Source organism: Rhizobium sp. Root1212 (assembly GCF_001424985.1).
In the GTDB taxonomy this organism is placed as follows: domain Bacteria; phylum Pseudomonadota; class Alphaproteobacteria; order Rhizobiales; family Rhizobiaceae; genus Pararhizobium.
This window is the reverse complement of the sequence record NZ_LMDA01000011.1, coordinates 52,002-68,984: the sequence shown is the minus strand read 5'-3', so window position 1 is coordinate 68,984 and position 16,983 is coordinate 52,002. Positions and strand designations below refer to the sequence as shown.

The following is a 16,983-nucleotide window of genomic DNA, read 5'->3' as shown; positions in this document are numbered from 1 at the left end:
CCATCCGAACGGCGCGGACGCGGACTTCAGGAGAAAATTTGTTCGTCGTTTTGCTTGTCATAGACCCTACTTCTCACGAGTTGGGGTCTCCGGCAAAGCCGGGGCGGTTCACTCCTCCTCCAGCAGCATCGAAATTGGGGCACTGTCCGGTCATCAAAACCGTAGCCCCGCTGGAACTTTCGTATCACACGACAGTTTGCCTGCGTCCATCCTCCTAATGGTCACGTGTAAAGGGCAAGTGTCTCCTCTGAGCGCTTGCCCTTTTCTTTCCCGAAATCCCGAATCTGTGGATGGCAGCGGGATGGAAATGAAGGAGGCAGATGGGCCTGGAACATTCGTCATTCGCACTGGTTGTTTCACCGATGCACCCGATTGTCGGGAAGCAATGCTCTGAAGGACATTGTCATGGCCAGGCTATTGGAAGACCTATTTCTCGATACTCTTAGGGATGTCTATTTCGCCGAGCAGAAGATCTTCGCAACCTTGCCAGAGATGGAACAGGTCGCCTCGAACGCCCAGCTAAAATCGGCACTGCGCAAGCACCTCGACGAAACCAAGGTCCATGTCACGAGGCTAGAGGCGATCTTCAACGTGATCGGCGCGGAGCCAGAGGCAAAGACGTGCGACGCCATCCTTGGCATCACGGATGAAGCCGCGGAGATCATGGAGGAGTACCACAATTCTCCGGCGCTTGACGCTGGTCTTCTGGCAGCAGCACAAGCGGTCGAGCACTACGAAATGTCGCGATACGGAACCCTCCGGACCTGGGCTCTTGAACTTGGCTACGAAGAGGCCGCCGAAATCCTGCAGACGACCCTGAACGAGGAAGAGGCAGCCGACCTCGCTCTGACCACCATCGCGATATCGGTCGTCAATCGAAACGCTGAAGGGAACGTCGAGCCCGTTGTCGAGGATAGCGACGGGAAATCCTCTGATCTCCCCGCCGTTGGTTCATTCAGTTGAACAGACTCGGTTGAATGAACCGCGTCCCGGTCGAAAACTCGCAGTTTCGCGAAAATCAGCCGAAACAAATTTAAGGACATGAAAATGGCTACTCATATCGATGAACGTGGAGACCGTGTTTCCCATGCAGACAATAGCCGTGTGGTTGTGGAATCTGCGACCGAAGGTCGACAGGGTTCCCTTGGCAGACCGGTGCTCATGGTACTGATCGGCGGTCTGGTGTTGGCCATGGTCGCTTGGGGCGTCTCTGAAATCTATGGCGAGGCTGTCGACAACGATCCTGCAACAACCGTTGACCAGCCTGCTCCAACCGGCGCTAACGCAGTCGTAACCCCGCAGGATCAGAAGGTCATCGACAACACAACCCCCGTGGGAGAAAAGATGCAAACTGCTCCGACAGACCGCGACCCTACTCCTCAGTCAGGAACAGGCGGAGAATCTCAATCGGTTACTCCTACGGGAACCGAGAAAACCCAGTAACGTAATCGAAACCGCCGTAGCAGAGGGGACTTGAACAACTTTGACTGCGGCCTATCTCGATCTGCGTGAAGAACGGTTCATCACACCTTCAAGGAGCGAACTCCCGAACCCGGCCTTCCCCGCCGGGTTTTTTTTCGGAGCATAAAAAAGTTAGTTTCCGAGGCCTTATTCTCGCGATAGCTTCTCTCTCGCGTCGGGGGCGGCGCAGGGGGCTTTATCTGTCATGGGAGAGAGCCAACATGGATTTGCAGAGCATACCGCCAAAGGACGCCTTTATCGTTACAAGCGTTCTCGATGCTTGGTGTAACGACCACAAGATCAAGCGCAAAGATGCGTTGAAGCAAGCGACGATCCTAGTGGCCAAATACCATGAGGGCACGAGATCACAGATGGAGTTGACCGACGCTCTGATCGAAAAATGATGTCGGGTTGAACCCGAGAAAGCCCGCTTCGGCGGGCTTATTCATCTGGGCCAACCGGCCTGATGGCTCGGCAAGCGCTGCACAAATTGACCCAACCGCTTGTAAGTCCGTTAACCCACACCTCCGGAGAGTGTCGCGATCGCAGGAAATGGTGCTTTGCTTGGAGAGGCGTTCACGCGCTGTCTATCGACAAGCAATGGCAGCTAGGGAACATTTCCAACAAAGACTGGTTCTGTCGCGAGTGTTTGACAGCGGGCCGAAGATATCGCGAGGCGATCCACGGATAAACGAGTAGCGCGGGGCATCAGTTCGATGACATCGATAATCGGGGATACGCTAGCTTTTCCTGCTTTCAAAAGGGTCAGCGAAGCAATTTCGCGACGAGCAATCGCTTCGACCCTCCGATACCTCGACAAACGAAAAGAACCTGTCCCTGATTCGAACAGTCAACTGACCCGTTCGCCAATAGAAAGCAGCAAAAAAGCGTCACCTCCAGATCTTCTCAATGTCTTATCTGTAACATCAGAGATATTCCCGCTCGTGAAAACCGGCGGACTAGCCGATGTCACCGGTGCCTTACCTAAAGCCCTGCAAGCTCATGGCGTTTCGACAACAACATTGCTTCCCGCTTACAACCGCATTGTCGAAAGCCTTAGTAGCGTTGAAAATCTCGGAAAGTTGGAGTTGCTCGGCGAAAGCGCCACTCTGCTGCATGGTCATCATCATGACCTGCAATTTTTTCTGCTTGACTGCCCTTCGTTGTTTCATCGCGATGGCGGACTCTATGTCGACCGTGCCGGTCGCGACTATTCTGACAACTGGAAACGCTTCGCCGCGCTATCCCTGGCCGCGGCGAGGATTGCCGCTGGTTTCATCGACGGATGGGTGCCGGATATCATCCATACCCATGACTGGCAGACGGCGCTGACACCAGCCTACATGCAAGACCTCGGCGTCAAAACGCCGGCAGTCCTCACCATCCACAATCTCGCCTTCCAAGGCCAGTTTTCTGCCGACATTTTCCCGCGACTGGGTCTATCGCCACGATATTTCAGTTCCGATTGCTTGGAGTATTACGGCGACATTAGCTTACTCAAGGCCGGTATCGCGCTGAGCGACAGCATCACGACGGTCAGCCCGACCTATGCGCGGGAAATCTTGACGCCGGACCTCGGCATGGGCATGGACGGGTTCCTTGCGACCCGCCGCGACGATTTGCGTGGCATCGTCAACGGTATCGATCAGGAACTGTGGAATCCTTTAACGGACGACCTCATTCCTACAACCTACGATCTCGATACGCTCGACAGACGCCGCGTCAATCGGGCCGCTATCGAGCAGCGGTTTGGTATCGGACAAGATGATGGAGCAATTCTGTCCGTCGTCAGCCGATTGACCTGGCAGAAAGGGATCGACCTTCTTGCCCCGATTGTCCCCGGAATTGTCGATCGTGGCGCCAAGCTAATCGTTTACGGTCAGGGTGACCCTATGATGATCCAGGCCTTGGCGGAGCAGGCAAAACGATATCCCGGCAGAGTCGTGCTGAACGTCGAGTTCAATGAAGAGGATGCGCATCTGATTCATAGCGGCAGCGATATGGTACTGCAACCATCCCGGTTCGAGCCCTGCGGCCTGACGCAGCTTTACGCGCTGCGTTACGGCGCGATCCCGATTGTAGCGCGGACGGGTGGTCTGGCGGAAACCATCATCGACGCCAACGAAGCGGCCATGGAAGCCAAAGTCGCGACCGGTTTCCAGTTTCAGCCGGGATCAGTGGAGGACTTGTATCACGCCGTCGACCGGGCGCTTGTCGCGTTCGAGCATCCCGCGTTCTGGCGGCAGCTTCAGATCCAGGCGATGAAGGCAAACTTTAGCTGGCATCGCAGTGCGCGACAATACGCGGCGCTTTACAGGTTGCTGGCGGCGCGTGTAGACCGAGATTGCTGATGCCCGCTCTCGTTTCCAAAAGCCGGGAACCTTTGTCTCCGCCAACGGTTGCCTCGAGACAAAGGAAAAAAGCTATGGCTATCGAAACACCGAAAAACGGCCCCGCTGGGACAACGGATCAATCACCGCGCTGGGAAGGCCCCGAGGAGACCCGTCCGCGCGGTTATCTCCCAGCCGAAGACGATCCCGACAAAAACCGCGATGCGGTCGGTGAAACCAACAAGGATCCGGAGCGCAACAAACCTTCGGATGCGTTGAAGACCGGGAGGTAAGCCCATGCGACAGGAACAAGATGCCAAAGGGCAATTTGCCAAATCCCAGGCAGATCGGAAAAGCACTGGTGTGGCAAGCGCCAAGCCGACGGTCATAACCCGTTCAGACGACGTCACCGGACATCGCACGCCACCCGGACAAAAAGAACACGGCAAGGACTGGCATGCTGGCTTCGACGAGAATGCGCCGGATCGTTCCGGCGAACCTTGAGTGCGAACTAAGGTTGTGGTTGGCTGCAAGTGTCCACGACCCTTCGTCCCGGATCGGAAGCGTCCAAGACAATAACCCTCGCTCCGATATTTGCCGTTGAAGATGCGTGCGCGACGGTGAGCGATTACTTGCCGCGAGCAAGTTAGCTAATATCATAATGTTGAAGTTTGCTCTACCGCGCGGAACTCGAAAGGTGGGAAGACGTTCTGCACCTGATGTGACGATAACTCTCGTCTTTGGCGCGCGGGCGCGAACGAGTTTCGCAAGCGCAAGGCCGTCGGTTGACCCCGGCATGTTCACATCCGTGAAAACAGCATCAACGTCGACATTCTCGATAATAATCAGCGCTTCATAGGCGTTAGCAGCTTCCAACACCTCGAAGCCTGCCTCTTCCAAGGCATCCAGTGTCGCGAACCTGATCAGGGGCTCGTCGTCCACGACGAGAACCTTGTGAATTTCTGCGGGGGCAAATGTGTTCGATGGAGATTGCCCTGACTGCCATTCATTCACAGCTTGCGACCAGTGATCCCGGTCGCGCCCTTGAGGCTGTCCTTCGATTTGCCAAAGTTCATGAGCCCGACGACTGACCCAGTTGTATGCCAATATTACTGGAGATCAGAATTGCGGCTCGAGGTCGCGCGCAAGCCGATGCTTGCCAGACCGGGAGCCTTCCATGTCAGTCATAAACCGTAACAACGTGAATATCATGGGCAATGGGTCGAAAACGATGCTGTTCGCCCACGGGTTCGGCTGCGATCAGAATATGTGGCGATACGTGGCACCGCAATTCGCCGATCGTTTCCGCGTGGTCACCTTCGATCATGTCGGCGCCGGAGGCTCCGACCTTTCCGCCTATGACTTTGAGAAGTACGGTACTTTGGATGGATACGCCTCCGACATCGTGGAGATCGGGCAAGAGCTTGCGATCGCGAACGGCATATTCGTTGGTCATTCGGTTAGTGCAATGATGGGGGTGCTGGCTTCAGCTAAGGCGCCGACAATGTTCTCGCAACTTGTGCTCGTCGGGCCGTCACCACGATATATGGACGACCTCGATTATCATGGTGGCTTCAGTCGCCAGCAGGTCGATGAACTGCTGGACTTTCTCGACAGCAACCATATGGGCTGGTCGCAGGCAATGGCGCCAGCGATCATGGGCAATTCCGACCGACCGGAACTCTCTGAGGAACTGACCAATAGTTTCTGCAAAACCGACCCGGAAATCGCCAAGCACTTTGCGCGCGCGACGTTCATGGCCGACAATCGGGCAGACCTCGACAAGGTGCGCGTTCCCTCACTGATCCTGCAATGTGCGGAGGACGTCATCGCCCCAGTCGCCGTCGGTCACTACCTTCACGCCAAACTGCCCGACAGCACACTTGTTATGATGAAGGCGACGGGCCATTGCCCGAACCTCAGCCATCCCCGGGAAACGGTTGAGGCTATCCAGGCATTCGTAGCTGGCGCCTGATGGACTCAACCTTAAACATCCCCCAAAACGTAGGCGACCTATTGGACCTCTTTGAAAATGCGCCCTGCGGGTACATCTCGGCTGGGTCGGACGGGCGCATCATGCTGGCCAACAAGACGATGTCGTCCTGGCTTGGCATATCCACCGATAAGATCGTCGGTCGGAAGTTTATCGACTTCCTGACCATGCCTGGGAAAATCTTCTTCGAAACGCATTTTGCCCCGCTGCTGACGATGCAGGGTGCTTTCAACGAAGTCGCTCTCGACATGCTGAAGTCGGACGGGACCCGTCTGCCAGTCCTTGTCAACGCAGTGGCGAGATTGGCCGACGACGGATCGGTCAGCTTCATCCGGATGACCATTTTCAACGCCACCGACCGCCGCCGTTATTAGAAAGAGCTCCTTGAGGCACGCGCGGCGGCAGAGCGATCGGCAACCGCGCTGAAAGACCTCAATGCAACGCTGGAAGAGCGGATCGCAACAGCCGTGCAGGAAAAGGCTGCCGCCGAGAGCGCTCTTCACCAGGCGCAAAAGATGGAAGCACTCGGCCACCTCACCGGCGGCGTGGCGCATGACTTCAACAACATGCTTGCCGTGGTGATCGGCGGTCTCGCCATGGCGCAACGCCGGATCGCCCGCGGCGCGCTCGATGACCTCCCGAAGCTGCTTGAAGCGGCTCTGGACGGAGCAAACCGCGCCGCGACCCTGACCCAAAGGCTGCTGGCCTTCTCGCGACAGCAACCTCTTTCCCCCGCAAGCCGTCGATGCCAACAGACTGGTGGCGAATATGGCGGAAATTCTGGCTTCGACACTTGGCGAACCCATTCAGAAAGAGACGGTACTGGCGGCCGGCTTGTGGCGGACCAAGGCCGATCCGAACCAGCTCGAAAATGCAGTTCTCAACTTGGCCGTCAACGCCCGCGATGCCATGCCGGACGGCGGCAAGCTGACGATCGAGACGGCAAACGCGCATATCGACGAAACCTATGCGGCTGAGCACGACATCCGACCCGGCCAGTATGTGATGATCGCCGTGACCGATACAGGGTGTGGTATGCCGCCTGATATCATCAAAAAGGCGATCGACCCGTTCTTTACCACCAAGCCGGTTGGCAAGGGAACCGGGCTGGGGCTCAGCCAGGTGTTCGGCTTCGCAAAGCAGTCCAATGGGCACATGAAGATCTACTCTGAGGTTGGTGTCGGGACGACCATGAAGATTTACCTGCCGCGTGACTATGGACCGAGCGAGGCAGGGCAGCAGCTGAAAGACGAAAGCGTGCCGCGCGGCTCGGCGAGCGAAGTTGTTCTCCTGGTAGAAGATGACGCCAGTGTTCGGGAAGTGCATACAAGGATGCTGGAGGAACTGGGATATCCTGTCGTCGCGGTCGACGGGCCATTTGCAGCCCTTAAAATCGTCGACGAGCGTCCGGACGTGAAGCTGCTGTTCACGGATATCGTCATGGCACCGATGAATGGCCGAAAACTGGCAGACGAGATATGGCGCAAGCGGCCGGGATTGCCGGTCGTGTTCACGACTGGGTATAGCCGGAATGCGGTTATTCATAACGGCGTGCTTGATGAAGGCGTGATCTTCCTGGAGAAGCCGGCAGCGCTAGGGGACCTGGCGCGCAAGGTGCGATTAGCTCTCGACCAGCGACCGAAACGAAGAGCGTGACAGCTCCACACTCACCGAGAGCGTTGCCCGAATTGCAGTTTCGTGATCTGTTGGCAGGATAAAACATCAGGTTATTTCCATGCCAGCTCGCGACAACTCAATGTTCAGCCTCGCGCCCGCACCCAAGGTGATCACCTTCGACTGCTACGGCACACTGGTGCAGTGGTACGAGGTGCTTCTTCACGAGATCGGTGTCTTGCTGGCGGTACACCACGCCCACGATAAGAGTGCACCGGCGATCCTCGACAGCTTCTCGGCGGAGGCACGGCGCCTGACGGCGGAAAAGCCGCACCGCCTCTATAAAGACATCCTGCGAAGTGGCTTTATGGCTGCTTTCTGCAAACATGGTCTGGCCCCTGGGGCCGACGAGATAGATCGCATTGTGTCCTCGCCCATGACGATGGGACCGCACCCCGAGGTTCCGGAGGTTTTACGGAGGCTGCGCGAGCGTTACAAACTCGCGATCTTCACGAATTCCGACGATGATCTCATCGCGCCGACGGTCGCGCGCATCGGCGTGCCGTTCGACTGTGTCATCATCGCCGAGCAGGCGAAGGCCTACAAACCGTCGCGACAACTCTTCGAGTACGCGTACCGCGATATGGGCGTGACCCCGAATGAGACCGTGCACGTGGCGATGGGCATGTACTGGGACATGAAGGCGCGTCATGAATTGGGCCTGCGCGGCATCTGGGTCAACCGGCGAGGTGAGGCCGGCAACCCTGATTGGCTGCCTTATGCGGAAGTGTCGGATTTAACTGGAGCTGCTGCACTGCTCTTGCCCTAACACAAGCTAGGAAGTCTCGGACTTGAATTCAGCTATTCCGGATAAGCATATCACGAATGATCGTCGTCGTTGAAGGCATCAGTGCGGCAGGGAAAACGACGTGATGCCAACAGCACGCCGCTCAATACCTGATCAAGGAAAGCTATCCCGCCGAGCGGCCCGATCGCCATGCGGGACCAGGAGATGCCGCACGGATCTGGACCGAATGGAATTCCAAGCGTTGGGCCGAGGCCGTTGCGAAGGAGCAAGCACACGGGGTAGCCGTTTGCGACACCGATCCATTGAAGCTGCATTTCATCTGGGCAATGTGGCAGATCGGAGAAGTACCGGAGCCCTACTGGATCGCACAGCAACGATTTACCCGGCAGGCGCTCCATGACGAGCGCCTCGGCTTCGCAGATCGCTATCTGTTCAAGAAAATCGACCCTGATGTCGCCCAAGCCCATAGAGATCATGATGCCGGAAGAGCTCGACCCAACTTCGACCTGCACCTCAGGCTCAGCGGCTCACTGTTGCTTTGGTACGAAACGCTGGCCGAAGCCATGCCGGGGCTTGTCGATTGGGAGCTACCCGAGATCCTCACTTCAATAAGTGACGCAATGAACCCCTGTCGATACGACGTGTCAGCCTTCGACAGGTTCATCCAGATGCTACCTCGTCCTAGGCGGTAACGCCTAGTGAGACCGTGCGCCACCGAGCTCGAGCCGTTGAATAAGCGAAAAATGAACTGCCCCGCGTGAGAACCCGCGGATTTGGCTCCACTTGAGTATGATCGACTACGATCTATATTCTCAGCCTAATGTGTTCGAGGCAGGGTACGAAATGATCGAAACAAAGCACGACGTCGATGATCCGGCGCGCATCTCCTCCGGCGTTACCGGTCTGGACACGATTCTCGACGGCGGATTGGACAAGGACCGGCTCTATCTTTATGAGGGCCGGCCTGGCACTGGGAAAACGACGATCGCCCTGCAGTTTCTGCTCGAAGGTGTGAAACAAGGCGAGCCAGTCCTTTATGTTACCCTGTCCGAAACTGAAAACGAACTGCGGCTGGTCGCAACCCGTCACGGCTGGTCGCTCGACGGCGTATCTGTGTTCGAGCTGGTGCCGCCGGAAACGACCCTCGATCCCGAACGCGAACTGACGGTTTTTCATCCGGCCGAGATCGAACTCAACGAGACCACCAAGCTCATCCTGGACCGCGTTTCCGAGCTGAACCCTAAGCGGGTGATCATCGATAGCTTGTCTGAACTGCGATTGCTCGCGCACAGCCCGCTGCGGTACCGGCGGCAGGTACTGGCGCTGAAGCATTATTTCGCGAGTCGGCAATGCACGGTCATTCTCCTTGACGACCTTTCATCGCAGCAGAACGATCTGCAGCTGCACTCGATCTCACATGGGGTCGTCCTGCTTGAGCAAACCGCCATCGACTACGGCGCCGAACGCCGACGCCTTCGCGTCGTCAAAATGCGCGGCATCAGATTTCGCGGCGGCTACCACGATTTTACCATCGAAAAGGGCGGCCTGCATGTCTATCCGCGGCTCATCGCAGCCGATCACCACGAGGATTTCAGTGAAGAGTTCACGCCCAGCGGCAATGCCGAACTCGACGAAATGCTCGGCGGGGGATTGGAGCGAGGAACCAATGCGCTGTTCCTCGGCGCAGCGGGAGTTGGAAAATCATCGCTTGCGTTGAGCTTTGCACTCGCGGCCGCAGATCGCGGCGAGCATGCTGTCGTCTACGCCTTCGACGAGGGACGCGGTACACTACAGGCGCGTGCCAAAAACCTTGGTTTTGACCTCAAAAGTCGGCTCGATAGCGGGCTTATCCGGTTGCAGCAAATCGATCCCGCAGAAATGTCCCCGGGCGAGTTTGCCGCCAACGTCCAAAAAAGTGTCGAGGTTGACGGCGCACGCGTCATCATCATCGACAGCCTGAACGGCTACATGAATGCGATGCCGGACGAACGGTTTCTGATCTTGCAGATGCATGAGCTGCTCAGCTACCTAGGTCAGCGTGGTGTGTTGACGATCGTCGTGCTTGCCCAGCACGGCCTTGTCGGACCGGTGGAAGCGCCGTTGGACCTGAGCTATCTCAGCGATTCCGTCGTCATGCTGCGGTATTTCGAGGTTGACGGGGCGGTCAAACGGGCGATTTCTGTCGTCAAGAAGCGGAGCGGCCGGCACGAGCACAGTGTGCGCGAATTCAGTCTCTCGGGAAAAGGCATACGACTTGGGCCTCCTACGCGAGGATTTACAGGCGTGCTCGCCGGAACTCCACAGTACGCGCGTGTTGCGACAGAAAAGTCGGATGGGAACGAAGGTGCCCGGTAGCATCGAGTTGGGCCCGGTCATCGTTTTCGCCCCCATCGGCAGGGATGCATCCGCGTCGGCTGGTTTGCTCCGCCAAAGCGGCATTGAACCCGTTATCTGTACCGATCTTGAAGGCGTGCTACAGGCCCTTACAGTTGGGGCGGCATCGTCGTTTATTGCTGAAGAGGCATTGTTCGGCAAAAACCTGGCCGATCTGTTCGAGTGGGTTTCTGCCCAACCGCCATGGTCGGATCATCCATTCATCCTGCTCACCAGCCGACAGGAACAGACAGGCATCCAGAGTTGGCGGCAAAAGCTGATCCACTCTTTACGGAACGTATCGCTTCTGGAACGGCCGGTGGAAGGGCTGACACTTGTGAGCACCGTCCAAGCGGCACTGCGGGCACGATCGCGCCAGCTGGAACTGCGGTCATTGCTGCTGGAGCGCGAGCGAGCAGCGCAAGCGCTGGAAGAGCAGGTGGTCGCCCGCACCGCCGAGCTCGAAGCAGCGAATGCGTCTTTGCGCGATCAGATGCAAGTAAGCGCGCAGATCGAGGAAAAGCTTCGCCAGGCTCAGAAGATCGAGGCGATAGGCCAATTGACCGGCGGCGTTGCCCACGACTTCAATAACCTGCTGATGGTCATCTCTGGTGGTTTGCAAATGCTGGACCGGCAGGTCGACCCTGTCAAACGTCAGCGATTGATGGATGGAATGCGGCAGGCGACAGAGCGAGGCGCCGGCCTCACCCGCCAGCTATTGGCATTTTCTCGCCGTCAGGAGCTCAAGCCACAAACTGTCGATCTTGAGCGTCAGATCGGCGGGATGCGCGAGCTGCTTGATCGCAGCCTCAGGGGCGATGTTCACGTCAGCTTGGAATTCGCGCCGAATCTGTGGCCCGTCGAGGTTGATGCAAGCGAACTGGAACTTGTTGTTCTCAACCTTGCGGTCAATGCCCGGGATGCGATGCCTGATGGCGGAACGATTTTGATCAGCGCGGCGAATATTTCTCGCGCCGATCAGCATGGAACGACAAATGATTGGGTCAGCCTATCGATCAGCGACAACGGAGTGGGGATGTCGCCCGAGGTCCGAGCTCGGGTCTTCGAGCCGTTCTTCACGACCAAGGAAATTGGCAAGGGGTCCGGCCTCGGCCTTGCGCAGGTGCACGGGTTTATCACGCAGTCGGGAGGCAAGGTCGAGATCGACAGCGAACCCGGCGAAGGGACGACGATTACATTGCTGATGCCGCGTTCCATGAAGGTGCCGGCACAGGATCAAAGCAATCTTATCGATCTTCATGTCGAACGCCGACGCCCCGCATCTGCAGGCAGCGTCTTACTGGTCGAAGATGACGAAGAAGTCGCTGTGCTTGTCAGCGAGATGCTGGACGAGCTCGGCTTTGAGGTGACCAGGGCCGCAACTGCCGCCGCTGCACTCGGTGCGCTCGCCAACGGGCGAAGCATCGACATAGTGTTCTCCGATATCATGATGCCGGGCGGAATGAACGGCATTGATCTCGCGAAGGAGATACGAAAACGGCGTTCTGAGCTTCCGATACTCCTGACGAGCGGGTACTCCGATGCGGCGAAGAAAGCGGCAGATGCCGAGGGGATTCGAATACTGCCGAAACCGTACCAGCTCTCGGAATTGGCAAAGGCGCTTCAGGCAGTTTTGTCTAGCCGGTGAGGTTTCTCGGAGACTAATCAGGTTCTTTCTCCTCAAGTGCGGGGATTCAAGGCTACGGATGGTGCCCATATCGTTGCCACGGTGCTCTGCGTGATCTGATGCGAACGTTGGCCTGAGCTTGCGGCATAGCCATTGCTCATTTGTTCCACTCGACGGCATGGGTGAGCGCGCGACGGTGATCGGTGCCCGCCTTGCTCTATCGTGTGGAGACGCGGAGGTTGCGCGGCTGACAAGCCTATGGTTTCCGAGCGATGGCCAGATGTTCCAAGGCGGCGCGGTTCTGCGAACCGGCGATGTCCCTCGCCCTAAGGGAAGCGGCAGTCGCGTCCGATGAGGTCCTTCCCGCAGTAGACAGTCAGCTCCGAGCGATCATCTCCATATTGGCGGAGATGATTGCGGAAACGCGACTAGGGTTCGCCGAAGCCGAGCTCTGAATGCTTGAACGGTTTCTCGAGCGAAACGCGATATCGCACGTGAAGGCGACGGCTGCAGATCCCACTGAAGCGTATCATTGGGAGTTGACGTTTCGCTCATGCCCGTCGAAATAATGGCAGTTAAAGACTGCGCCCGACTGCGGTGCATTAGAACGAGCCTCCAATGACATCCCATCGAAAGCCGTGGTGACGAACAGTGTCCCGTCTTCTGTAAGATCGCAACTCGTCACATTCGGTACGGGCAACTCAATGTCACGCACGTGCTCGGCGCGGTGTGAATAGACCTCGACCCGGGCGCCCCCGAAAACTGCAATGAGCAGATTTCCATCGGGGTCGATGCAGAGGCCATCCGGATTCCAGTCTTCGTGTCTGACGAAGACCCGTTTGTTCGACGTCGCCCCGGTTTCGACATCGTAGTCATATTTCCAGATCGTCCCACGGCTGGTGTTGGCGTGATACATCACGGTACCGTCGAGGCTCCAGGCCTTGCCATTGGCATTTGCATAGCTACCCTCGACTTCCTCCAAGCGATCGTCCCGCAGCACGTAAAGTGCCGCAGTTTCGCTCGGCTCGTCGGCGGTGTTGATGGTCCCGACCCATAGCCGTCCGGCCGGGTCCACCTTCCCATCGTTCAAGCGATGGTGGCTCGGAAGATCGAGAAGGGCTATTGGCACCTCCTCGCCGCTCTCAGGGTTGTAGTCGTAAACGCCGTCAGTGAGACCAACCAGGAGGTGGCCATCCTGCTGCGGAAAGGCGAAACTCACTTCTTTCGAGAGTTGCCATGACGAGTGGACCTTGTCGGGTAAGCGATAGGCGTGAACTTTATGCCCGGCGATATCGACCCAATAGAATGTCGAGCTGTGCTTGCTCCAATAGGCCCCTTCGCCGAGTTGGCTGAGCGGCAGTTCTACGTCGAGGAGTTCGATCATCCGAAGTTCTCCTGTATCGAGAATATTGCGTGGAGGAGCGCAAGGTGGCTCAGCCCCTGCGGCATATTACCGAGGCCCGCTCCTGTCGCCGGATCGATCTGCTCATTGAGTATGCCGAAATTGTTTCCGAGCCGCTTCAGGAGTTCGCCGAGCATTTCCTTGGCGCGGTCCACCTCGCCGAGAAAAGCATAGGCCTCGACCAGCCAGCAAGAACAGGCGACGAACGCCCCCTCCTCCTGCGCAGCGCCCGAGTAGCGGTAGACCAGCGGCCCGACCGCGAGTTCTTGCTCGATCGCTTGACGGGTCATTCGCATGCGGTCGTCACGGTCGAACTCAAACCGCGTGACAAGCAGCAGGGAGGCGTCAAGCTTGTCCGTGCCAGCATAGAACGAGTACGCCTGCTTCTCGGCCGACCAGCAGTTTTCATCGATCCAGTCGCGGATGATATCGCGCTCCGTCCACCAGGTGTCCCGACGTCGACCCTCGATGTGCCCTTCATCCGCAAGCCTCACGGCCCTGTCCAGCGCCAGCCAGCAACCGATCTTGGAGAAGGTGTAATGGTTCTCTTCCTCCAATTCCCAGATTCCAGAATCCTTTAGCCGCCACCGCTCGACCACCTGATCCGCCAGACGGGCCAGGAGCTTCGATGCCGCAGGATCAAGGACGTGACCCATCTTCGCGAACAGGAACGCCGTCTCCAGGAAATCGCCATAACAGCTCAGTTGCAGCTGCTGCTTTGCACGGTTTCCCCGCCGTACAGGCGAGGAGCCGAGATAACCGGGTACTTGGATCACTTCTTCATTCGGGACCTCTTTTCCGCGCAAGGTGTAGACGACCTTCGGTTCCAGACCGTCAGCCTCAATCGTCCGGACGAGCCAGCCGAAAGCAGCGATCGGCTCCGACAGCGCGCCGGCTCGCAGCAGCGCCTTGATCGTATATGCCGCGTCCCTCACCCAGGCGAAGCGATAGTCGTAGTTCTTGTCGCCGCCAATTCGTTCAGGAAGGCCTGCGGTCGCAGCGGCAGCGATCGCACCGGTTTCCGAAAATAGCAGAAATTTCAGCGAGAGTGCGCATCGCACGAGATCGGTGGCAAACGGTCCGTCGTAGGTGAGCTGAGCCGCCCACCGTTTCCATTCTCTGTCGCTCAGATCGATGCGGGCATCTATGTCCGACAGGCGCGGGATCGCGAGCGGGGCACGATCAGCGGCAAGCAGCGCGATACATGTTCCTTGCCCTTCCGTTGTGACGTATGTCGCTTCGGTGTGATCGTCAGTATCCAACGTGATCTCGACCTGGTCATCGTGGCAAAAGGTCGTTGTAAGATCGCCGAGGTAGCGGATTTTTGCATTCGGGTGGTCAGCCCGGATGACCTCTCCGCGAGCACATATTGGATTGAGCCTGATCTGAAACTCGACGGATCCCGACAGACCTTCGATCCGGCGCGCCAGTTCACACCACGGAAGACGCCCCGAGATACCGCTGTTCAGGGATTCAGTGACCCGGGCGCATCCCTTTTCGGTAATGAAGGTCGTCTCGAGAACATTGCTGTTTTCCCGGTACCGTCGTTCAATCTTGAAGTGCTCCGCCGGGGTAATGGAGAAGCGTCCACCATCGCGGTCATGCATGCGATTGAAAAGCGGAGGTGAATCCATCTCTGGAGCACACCACCAGTCGATCGAACCATCTGCTCCGATGAGAGCAACCGAACGTCCATCTCCGATAGCCGCATAGTGTTCAAGGGGAAGAAAACCATGGGTGCGGTCGGGGACAAGGTGATGAAGCATTGACGACCAATTCGATGCCCTTGCAAACCGAAGGGAGAGGTGACGTGGACTTGTCCGGGATAAAGCACGGCCGCCCACTGTTGTTCCCATCCGAGCTAGAAATCATCCTTAGGGAACCTGGAGCGTCCTTCATGGTTTTCGTCCTAACCCCAACAAGGAGACACATGATGGAAAAAACGCGCCACCCTACTCCGCCCTATCCGGAACAGCAGCAGGAGCCACCGGGCAAGACAGCCGAAATGAAACCTGTGCCCGATCATGGCGAAACGTCCTACAAGGGCGATGGCAAGCTGACCGGCAAAGTCGCCCTCATCACAGGGGCTGACTCCGGTATCGGCAAGGCCGTCGCCATTGCTTTTGCTCGCGAAGGTGCTGACATCGTCATTTCCTACCTCAGTGAAGACGATGACGCTCGCGATACTGCAAAGTGGGTTGAGGATGCCGGGCGCAAGGCCCTGGTAGCTCCCGGTGACATCAAATCCGAAGAACACTGCAAGGATCTTGTAAAGCGTGCCATCGACGAACTCGGCGGGATCGATATTCTCGTCAACAACGCTGCGTTTCAGCGAACCTACGCGGGCATTGCGGACATCACAGCCGAGGAATGGGACGAAACCTTCCGCACTAACATCTACGCACCATTCTTCCTGTCCAAGGCTGCCGCTCCTCACATGAAGCCCGGCAGCTCAATCATCAACACAACCTCGATCCAGTCGCGCCAGCCATCGCCGCAGCTTCTGGCCTACGCATCCACCAAAGGCGCAGTTTCAAACTTCACCGCAGGTTTGGCTGAGATGCTGGCGGAAAAAGGGATCCGTGTGAATGCCGTTGCACCCGGGCCGATCTGGACGCCGCTCATACCTTCGACAATGCCAGCCGAAAAAGCTGCGAAGTTTGGGGAAAATACCCTCATCGGCCGCGCGGGACAGCCAGCAGAGCTGGCAGGGGCGTATGTCCTCCTCGCCTCTGATCTCGGAAGCTATATGACGGGCGCCGTCATCCCCGTGACTGGCGGCGAGATCATGATTTAATACGTCTGGTCGCTGACCCGAAAGGTCGAGCGGCCACCGCCTTTGCCTTAGTCAAGAGATCGCGAATCGCCGAAGAGTGTCGCGGTCTCTATCAGTCTGGCATCTACGGCTTGCGAAGAGACAGAGGCCGTGGCCTTGCAGGTGAGCATTGCACGTTGGCCTAAGGAGGTTTGCGCAAGTGGAATGTGGAGATTCTCGTATGGATCAGCTTGTTACATTGCAAACCACAGCTGCGGCTCGTCGCCTGGCCGCCCGTCTGGCGAAAGAATACAGCCTTGAAGATTTTGCGATCGCCACCGGTTTGACGGTAGCCGAAATCTCGGCGGCCGAAGACCCTGCGGCCAACCGAGTTCCAGAGCATCAAGTCGAGCGGATCGAGCACGCCCTCGGTCAGTTGCGGTGCGGATAGACCTTGGCAGCAAATGACGGTTGTGGAAGCCTGAACTAAGCTGGAGATTCGATGAACCGCCGTATCTAAAAGACTGCTGCGGCCCTTTCGCTTTCGTGCTGTCAGCCTCTGACCGATGGTGAGGCCTATTTCACCAATGGCAGTAACGGGAAAAGGTAATTGCTCTCTC

Annotated in this window: 17 protein-coding genes and 2 pseudogenes; 15 read left to right on the top strand and 4 right to left on the bottom strand. The window is 57.5% G+C overall.

The features are described 5' to 3' along the window. Nucleotides 1–405: 405 nt before the first annotated feature. The 6 genes from ASC86_RS12130 to ASC86_RS26650 all read left to right on the top strand — a co-directional run bounded on the left by ASC86_RS12130 (nucleotide 406) and on the right by ASC86_RS26650 (nucleotide 4,295). Complete coding sequence (locus tag ASC86_RS12130) at nucleotides 406–963, top strand: ferritin-like domain-containing protein (protein WP_082510140.1); 558 nt, start codon at nucleotides 406–408, stop codon at nucleotides 961–963. 84 nt (nucleotides 964–1,047) lie between these two features. Then, on the top strand, nucleotides 1,048–1,443 hold the full coding sequence (locus ASC86_RS25230) for a hypothetical protein (protein ID WP_082510146.1): 396 nt from the start codon (nucleotides 1,048–1,050) through the stop codon (nucleotides 1,441–1,443). 239 nt (nucleotides 1,444–1,682) lie between these two features. Continuing rightward, nucleotides 1,683–1,865, top strand: coding sequence for a hypothetical protein (locus ASC86_RS12125; protein WP_056321062.1), 183 nt, complete (start codon nucleotides 1,683–1,685; stop codon nucleotides 1,863–1,865). A gap of 312 nt (nucleotides 1,866–2,177) precedes the next feature. Next, a complete protein-coding gene (gene glgA, locus ASC86_RS12120; RefSeq protein ID WP_082510138.1) occupies nucleotides 2,178–3,812 on the top strand; it encodes a glycogen synthase GlgA in 1,635 nt (544 codons plus the stop codon). A gap of 80 nt (nucleotides 3,813–3,892) precedes the next feature. Then, nucleotides 3,893–4,084 (top strand): hypothetical protein, encoded by a 192-nt coding sequence (locus tag ASC86_RS12115; RefSeq protein ID WP_056321093.1) that lies wholly within the window; start codon nucleotides 3,893–3,895, stop codon nucleotides 4,082–4,084. Between the two features lie 4 nt (nucleotides 4,085–4,088). Continuing rightward, on the top strand, nucleotides 4,089–4,295 hold the full coding sequence (locus ASC86_RS26650; protein ID WP_082510136.1) for a hypothetical protein: 207 nt from the start codon (nucleotides 4,089–4,091) through the stop codon (nucleotides 4,293–4,295). 210 nt (nucleotides 4,296–4,505) lie between these two features. Here the strand turns inward: ASC86_RS26650 and ASC86_RS26645 are convergent. After that, nucleotides 4,506–4,898, bottom strand: a pseudogene (locus tag ASC86_RS26645) (response regulator); the annotation flags it as partial. A 70-nt stretch (nucleotides 4,899–4,968) separates the two neighbouring features. Between ASC86_RS26645 and ASC86_RS12105 the strand changes: the two are divergent. The 5 genes and pseudogenes from ASC86_RS12105 (at nucleotide 4,969) to ASC86_RS12090 (ending at nucleotide 8,227) form a co-directional block, all read left to right on the top strand. After that, nucleotides 4,969–5,766, top strand: a complete 798-nt coding sequence (locus tag ASC86_RS12105) for an alpha/beta hydrolase (protein ID WP_056321059.1) — start codon at nucleotides 4,969–4,971, stop codon at nucleotides 5,764–5,766. Then, on the top strand, nucleotides 5,766–6,158 hold the full coding sequence (locus ASC86_RS27050) for a PAS domain-containing protein (RefSeq protein ID WP_348270769.1): 393 nt from the start codon (nucleotides 5,766–5,768) through the stop codon (nucleotides 6,156–6,158). Before ASC86_RS12105 ends, ASC86_RS27050 begins: the two co-directional genes overlap by 1 nt. A 141-nt stretch (nucleotides 6,159–6,299) precedes the next feature. Next, a pseudogene (locus ASC86_RS27045) lies at nucleotides 6,300–6,446 on the top strand (hypothetical protein); the annotation flags it as partial. Between the two features lie 106 nt (nucleotides 6,447–6,552). After that, entirely contained in the window at nucleotides 6,553–7,440 is an 888-nt protein-coding gene (locus ASC86_RS27040; RefSeq protein WP_348270768.1) for an ATP-binding protein, read from the top strand. Between the two features lie 79 nt (nucleotides 7,441–7,519). Then, a complete protein-coding gene (locus tag ASC86_RS12090) occupies nucleotides 7,520–8,227 on the top strand; it encodes a haloacid dehalogenase type II (protein WP_082510132.1) in 708 nt (235 codons plus the stop codon). Nucleotides 8,228–8,277: 50 nt separating this feature from the next. On the opposite strand, the gene ASC86_RS25795 is transcribed toward ASC86_RS12090, so the two are convergent. Then, a complete protein-coding gene (locus ASC86_RS25795) occupies nucleotides 8,278–8,718 on the bottom strand; it encodes a hypothetical protein (RefSeq protein ID WP_156387027.1) in 441 nt (146 codons plus the stop codon). 331 nt (nucleotides 8,719–9,049) lie between these two features. On the opposite strand from ASC86_RS25795, the gene ASC86_RS12080 reads away from it, so the two are divergent. Both ASC86_RS12080 and ASC86_RS12075 read left to right on the top strand, forming a co-directional pair. After that, nucleotides 9,050–10,561: an ATPase domain-containing protein gene (locus tag ASC86_RS12080; RefSeq protein ID WP_056321090.1), complete on the top strand. Its 1,512-nt coding sequence runs from the start codon at nucleotides 9,050–9,052 to the stop codon at nucleotides 10,559–10,561. After that, a complete protein-coding gene (locus ASC86_RS12075; RefSeq protein ID WP_056321051.1) occupies nucleotides 10,539–12,227 on the top strand; it encodes an ATP-binding protein in 1,689 nt (562 codons plus the stop codon). The genes ASC86_RS12080 and ASC86_RS12075 overlap by 23 nt, the downstream gene beginning before the upstream one ends. A 508-nt stretch (nucleotides 12,228–12,735) precedes the next feature. On the opposite strand, the gene ASC86_RS12065 is transcribed toward ASC86_RS12075, so the two are convergent. Continuing rightward, entirely contained in the window at nucleotides 12,736–13,590 is an 855-nt protein-coding gene (locus ASC86_RS12065) for an SMP-30/gluconolactonase/LRE family protein (RefSeq protein ID WP_056321045.1), read from the bottom strand. Beyond that, nucleotides 13,587–15,374: a glycoside hydrolase family 15 protein gene (locus ASC86_RS12060; RefSeq protein WP_056321042.1), complete on the bottom strand. Its 1,788-nt coding sequence runs from the start codon at nucleotides 15,372–15,374 to the stop codon at nucleotides 13,587–13,589. Before ASC86_RS12060 ends, ASC86_RS12065 begins: the two co-directional genes overlap by 4 nt. A 164-nt stretch (nucleotides 15,375–15,538) precedes the next feature. Here ASC86_RS12060 and ASC86_RS12055 point away from each other — a divergent pair, with 164 nt between their 5' ends. After that, nucleotides 15,539–16,405, top strand: a complete 867-nt coding sequence (locus tag ASC86_RS12055) for an SDR family oxidoreductase (RefSeq protein WP_200943811.1) — start codon at nucleotides 15,539–15,541, stop codon at nucleotides 16,403–16,405. Nucleotides 16,406–16,604: 199 nt separating this feature from the next. Then, nucleotides 16,605–16,814: a hypothetical protein gene (locus ASC86_RS12050; RefSeq protein WP_056321039.1), complete on the top strand. Its 210-nt coding sequence runs from the start codon at nucleotides 16,605–16,607 to the stop codon at nucleotides 16,812–16,814. The last annotated feature ends 169 nt before the right edge of the window (nucleotides 16,815–16,983 follow it).

Bases quoted from the DNA above. Each gene is read 5' to 3' on its own strand.
- ASC86_RS12130 (WP_082510140.1), top strand. From the start codon at position 406: ATGGCCAGGCTATTGGAAGACCTATTTCTCGATACTCTTAGGGATGTC.
- ASC86_RS25230 (WP_082510146.1), top strand. From the start codon at position 1,048: ATGGCTACTCATATCGATGAACGTGGAGACCGTGTTTCCCATGCAGAC.
- ASC86_RS12125 (WP_056321062.1), top strand. From the start codon at position 1,683: ATGGATTTGCAGAGCATACCGCCAAAGGACGCCTTTATCGTTACAAGC.
- glgA (WP_082510138.1), top strand. From the start codon at position 2,178: ATGACATCGATAATCGGGGATACGCTAGCTTTTCCTGCTTTCAAAAGG.
- ASC86_RS26650 (WP_082510136.1), top strand. From the start codon at position 4,089: ATGCGACAGGAACAAGATGCCAAAGGGCAATTTGCCAAATCCCAGGCA.
- ASC86_RS12105 (WP_056321059.1), top strand. From the start codon at position 4,969: ATGTCAGTCATAAACCGTAACAACGTGAATATCATGGGCAATGGGTCG.
- ASC86_RS27050 (WP_348270769.1), top strand. From the start codon at position 5,766: ATGGACTCAACCTTAAACATCCCCCAAAACGTAGGCGACCTATTGGAC.
- ASC86_RS27040 (WP_348270768.1), top strand. From the start codon at position 6,553: ATGGCGGAAATTCTGGCTTCGACACTTGGCGAACCCATTCAGAAAGAG.
- ASC86_RS12090 (WP_082510132.1), top strand. From the start codon at position 7,520: ATGCCAGCTCGCGACAACTCAATGTTCAGCCTCGCGCCCGCACCCAAG.
- ASC86_RS12080 (WP_056321090.1), top strand. From the start codon at position 9,050: ATGATCGAAACAAAGCACGACGTCGATGATCCGGCGCGCATCTCCTCC.
- ASC86_RS12075 (WP_056321051.1), top strand. From the start codon at position 10,539: ATGGGAACGAAGGTGCCCGGTAGCATCGAGTTGGGCCCGGTCATCGTT.
- ASC86_RS12065 (WP_056321045.1), bottom strand. From the start codon at position 13,590: ATGATCGAACTCCTCGACGTAGAACTGCCGCTCAGCCAACTCGGCGAA.
- ASC86_RS12060 (WP_056321042.1), bottom strand. From the start codon at position 15,374: ATGCTTCATCACCTTGTCCCCGACCGCACCCATGGTTTTCTTCCCCTT.
- ASC86_RS12055 (WP_200943811.1), top strand. From the start codon at position 15,539: ATGATGGAAAAAACGCGCCACCCTACTCCGCCCTATCCGGAACAGCAG.
- ASC86_RS12050 (WP_056321039.1), top strand. From the start codon at position 16,605: ATGGATCAGCTTGTTACATTGCAAACCACAGCTGCGGCTCGTCGCCTG.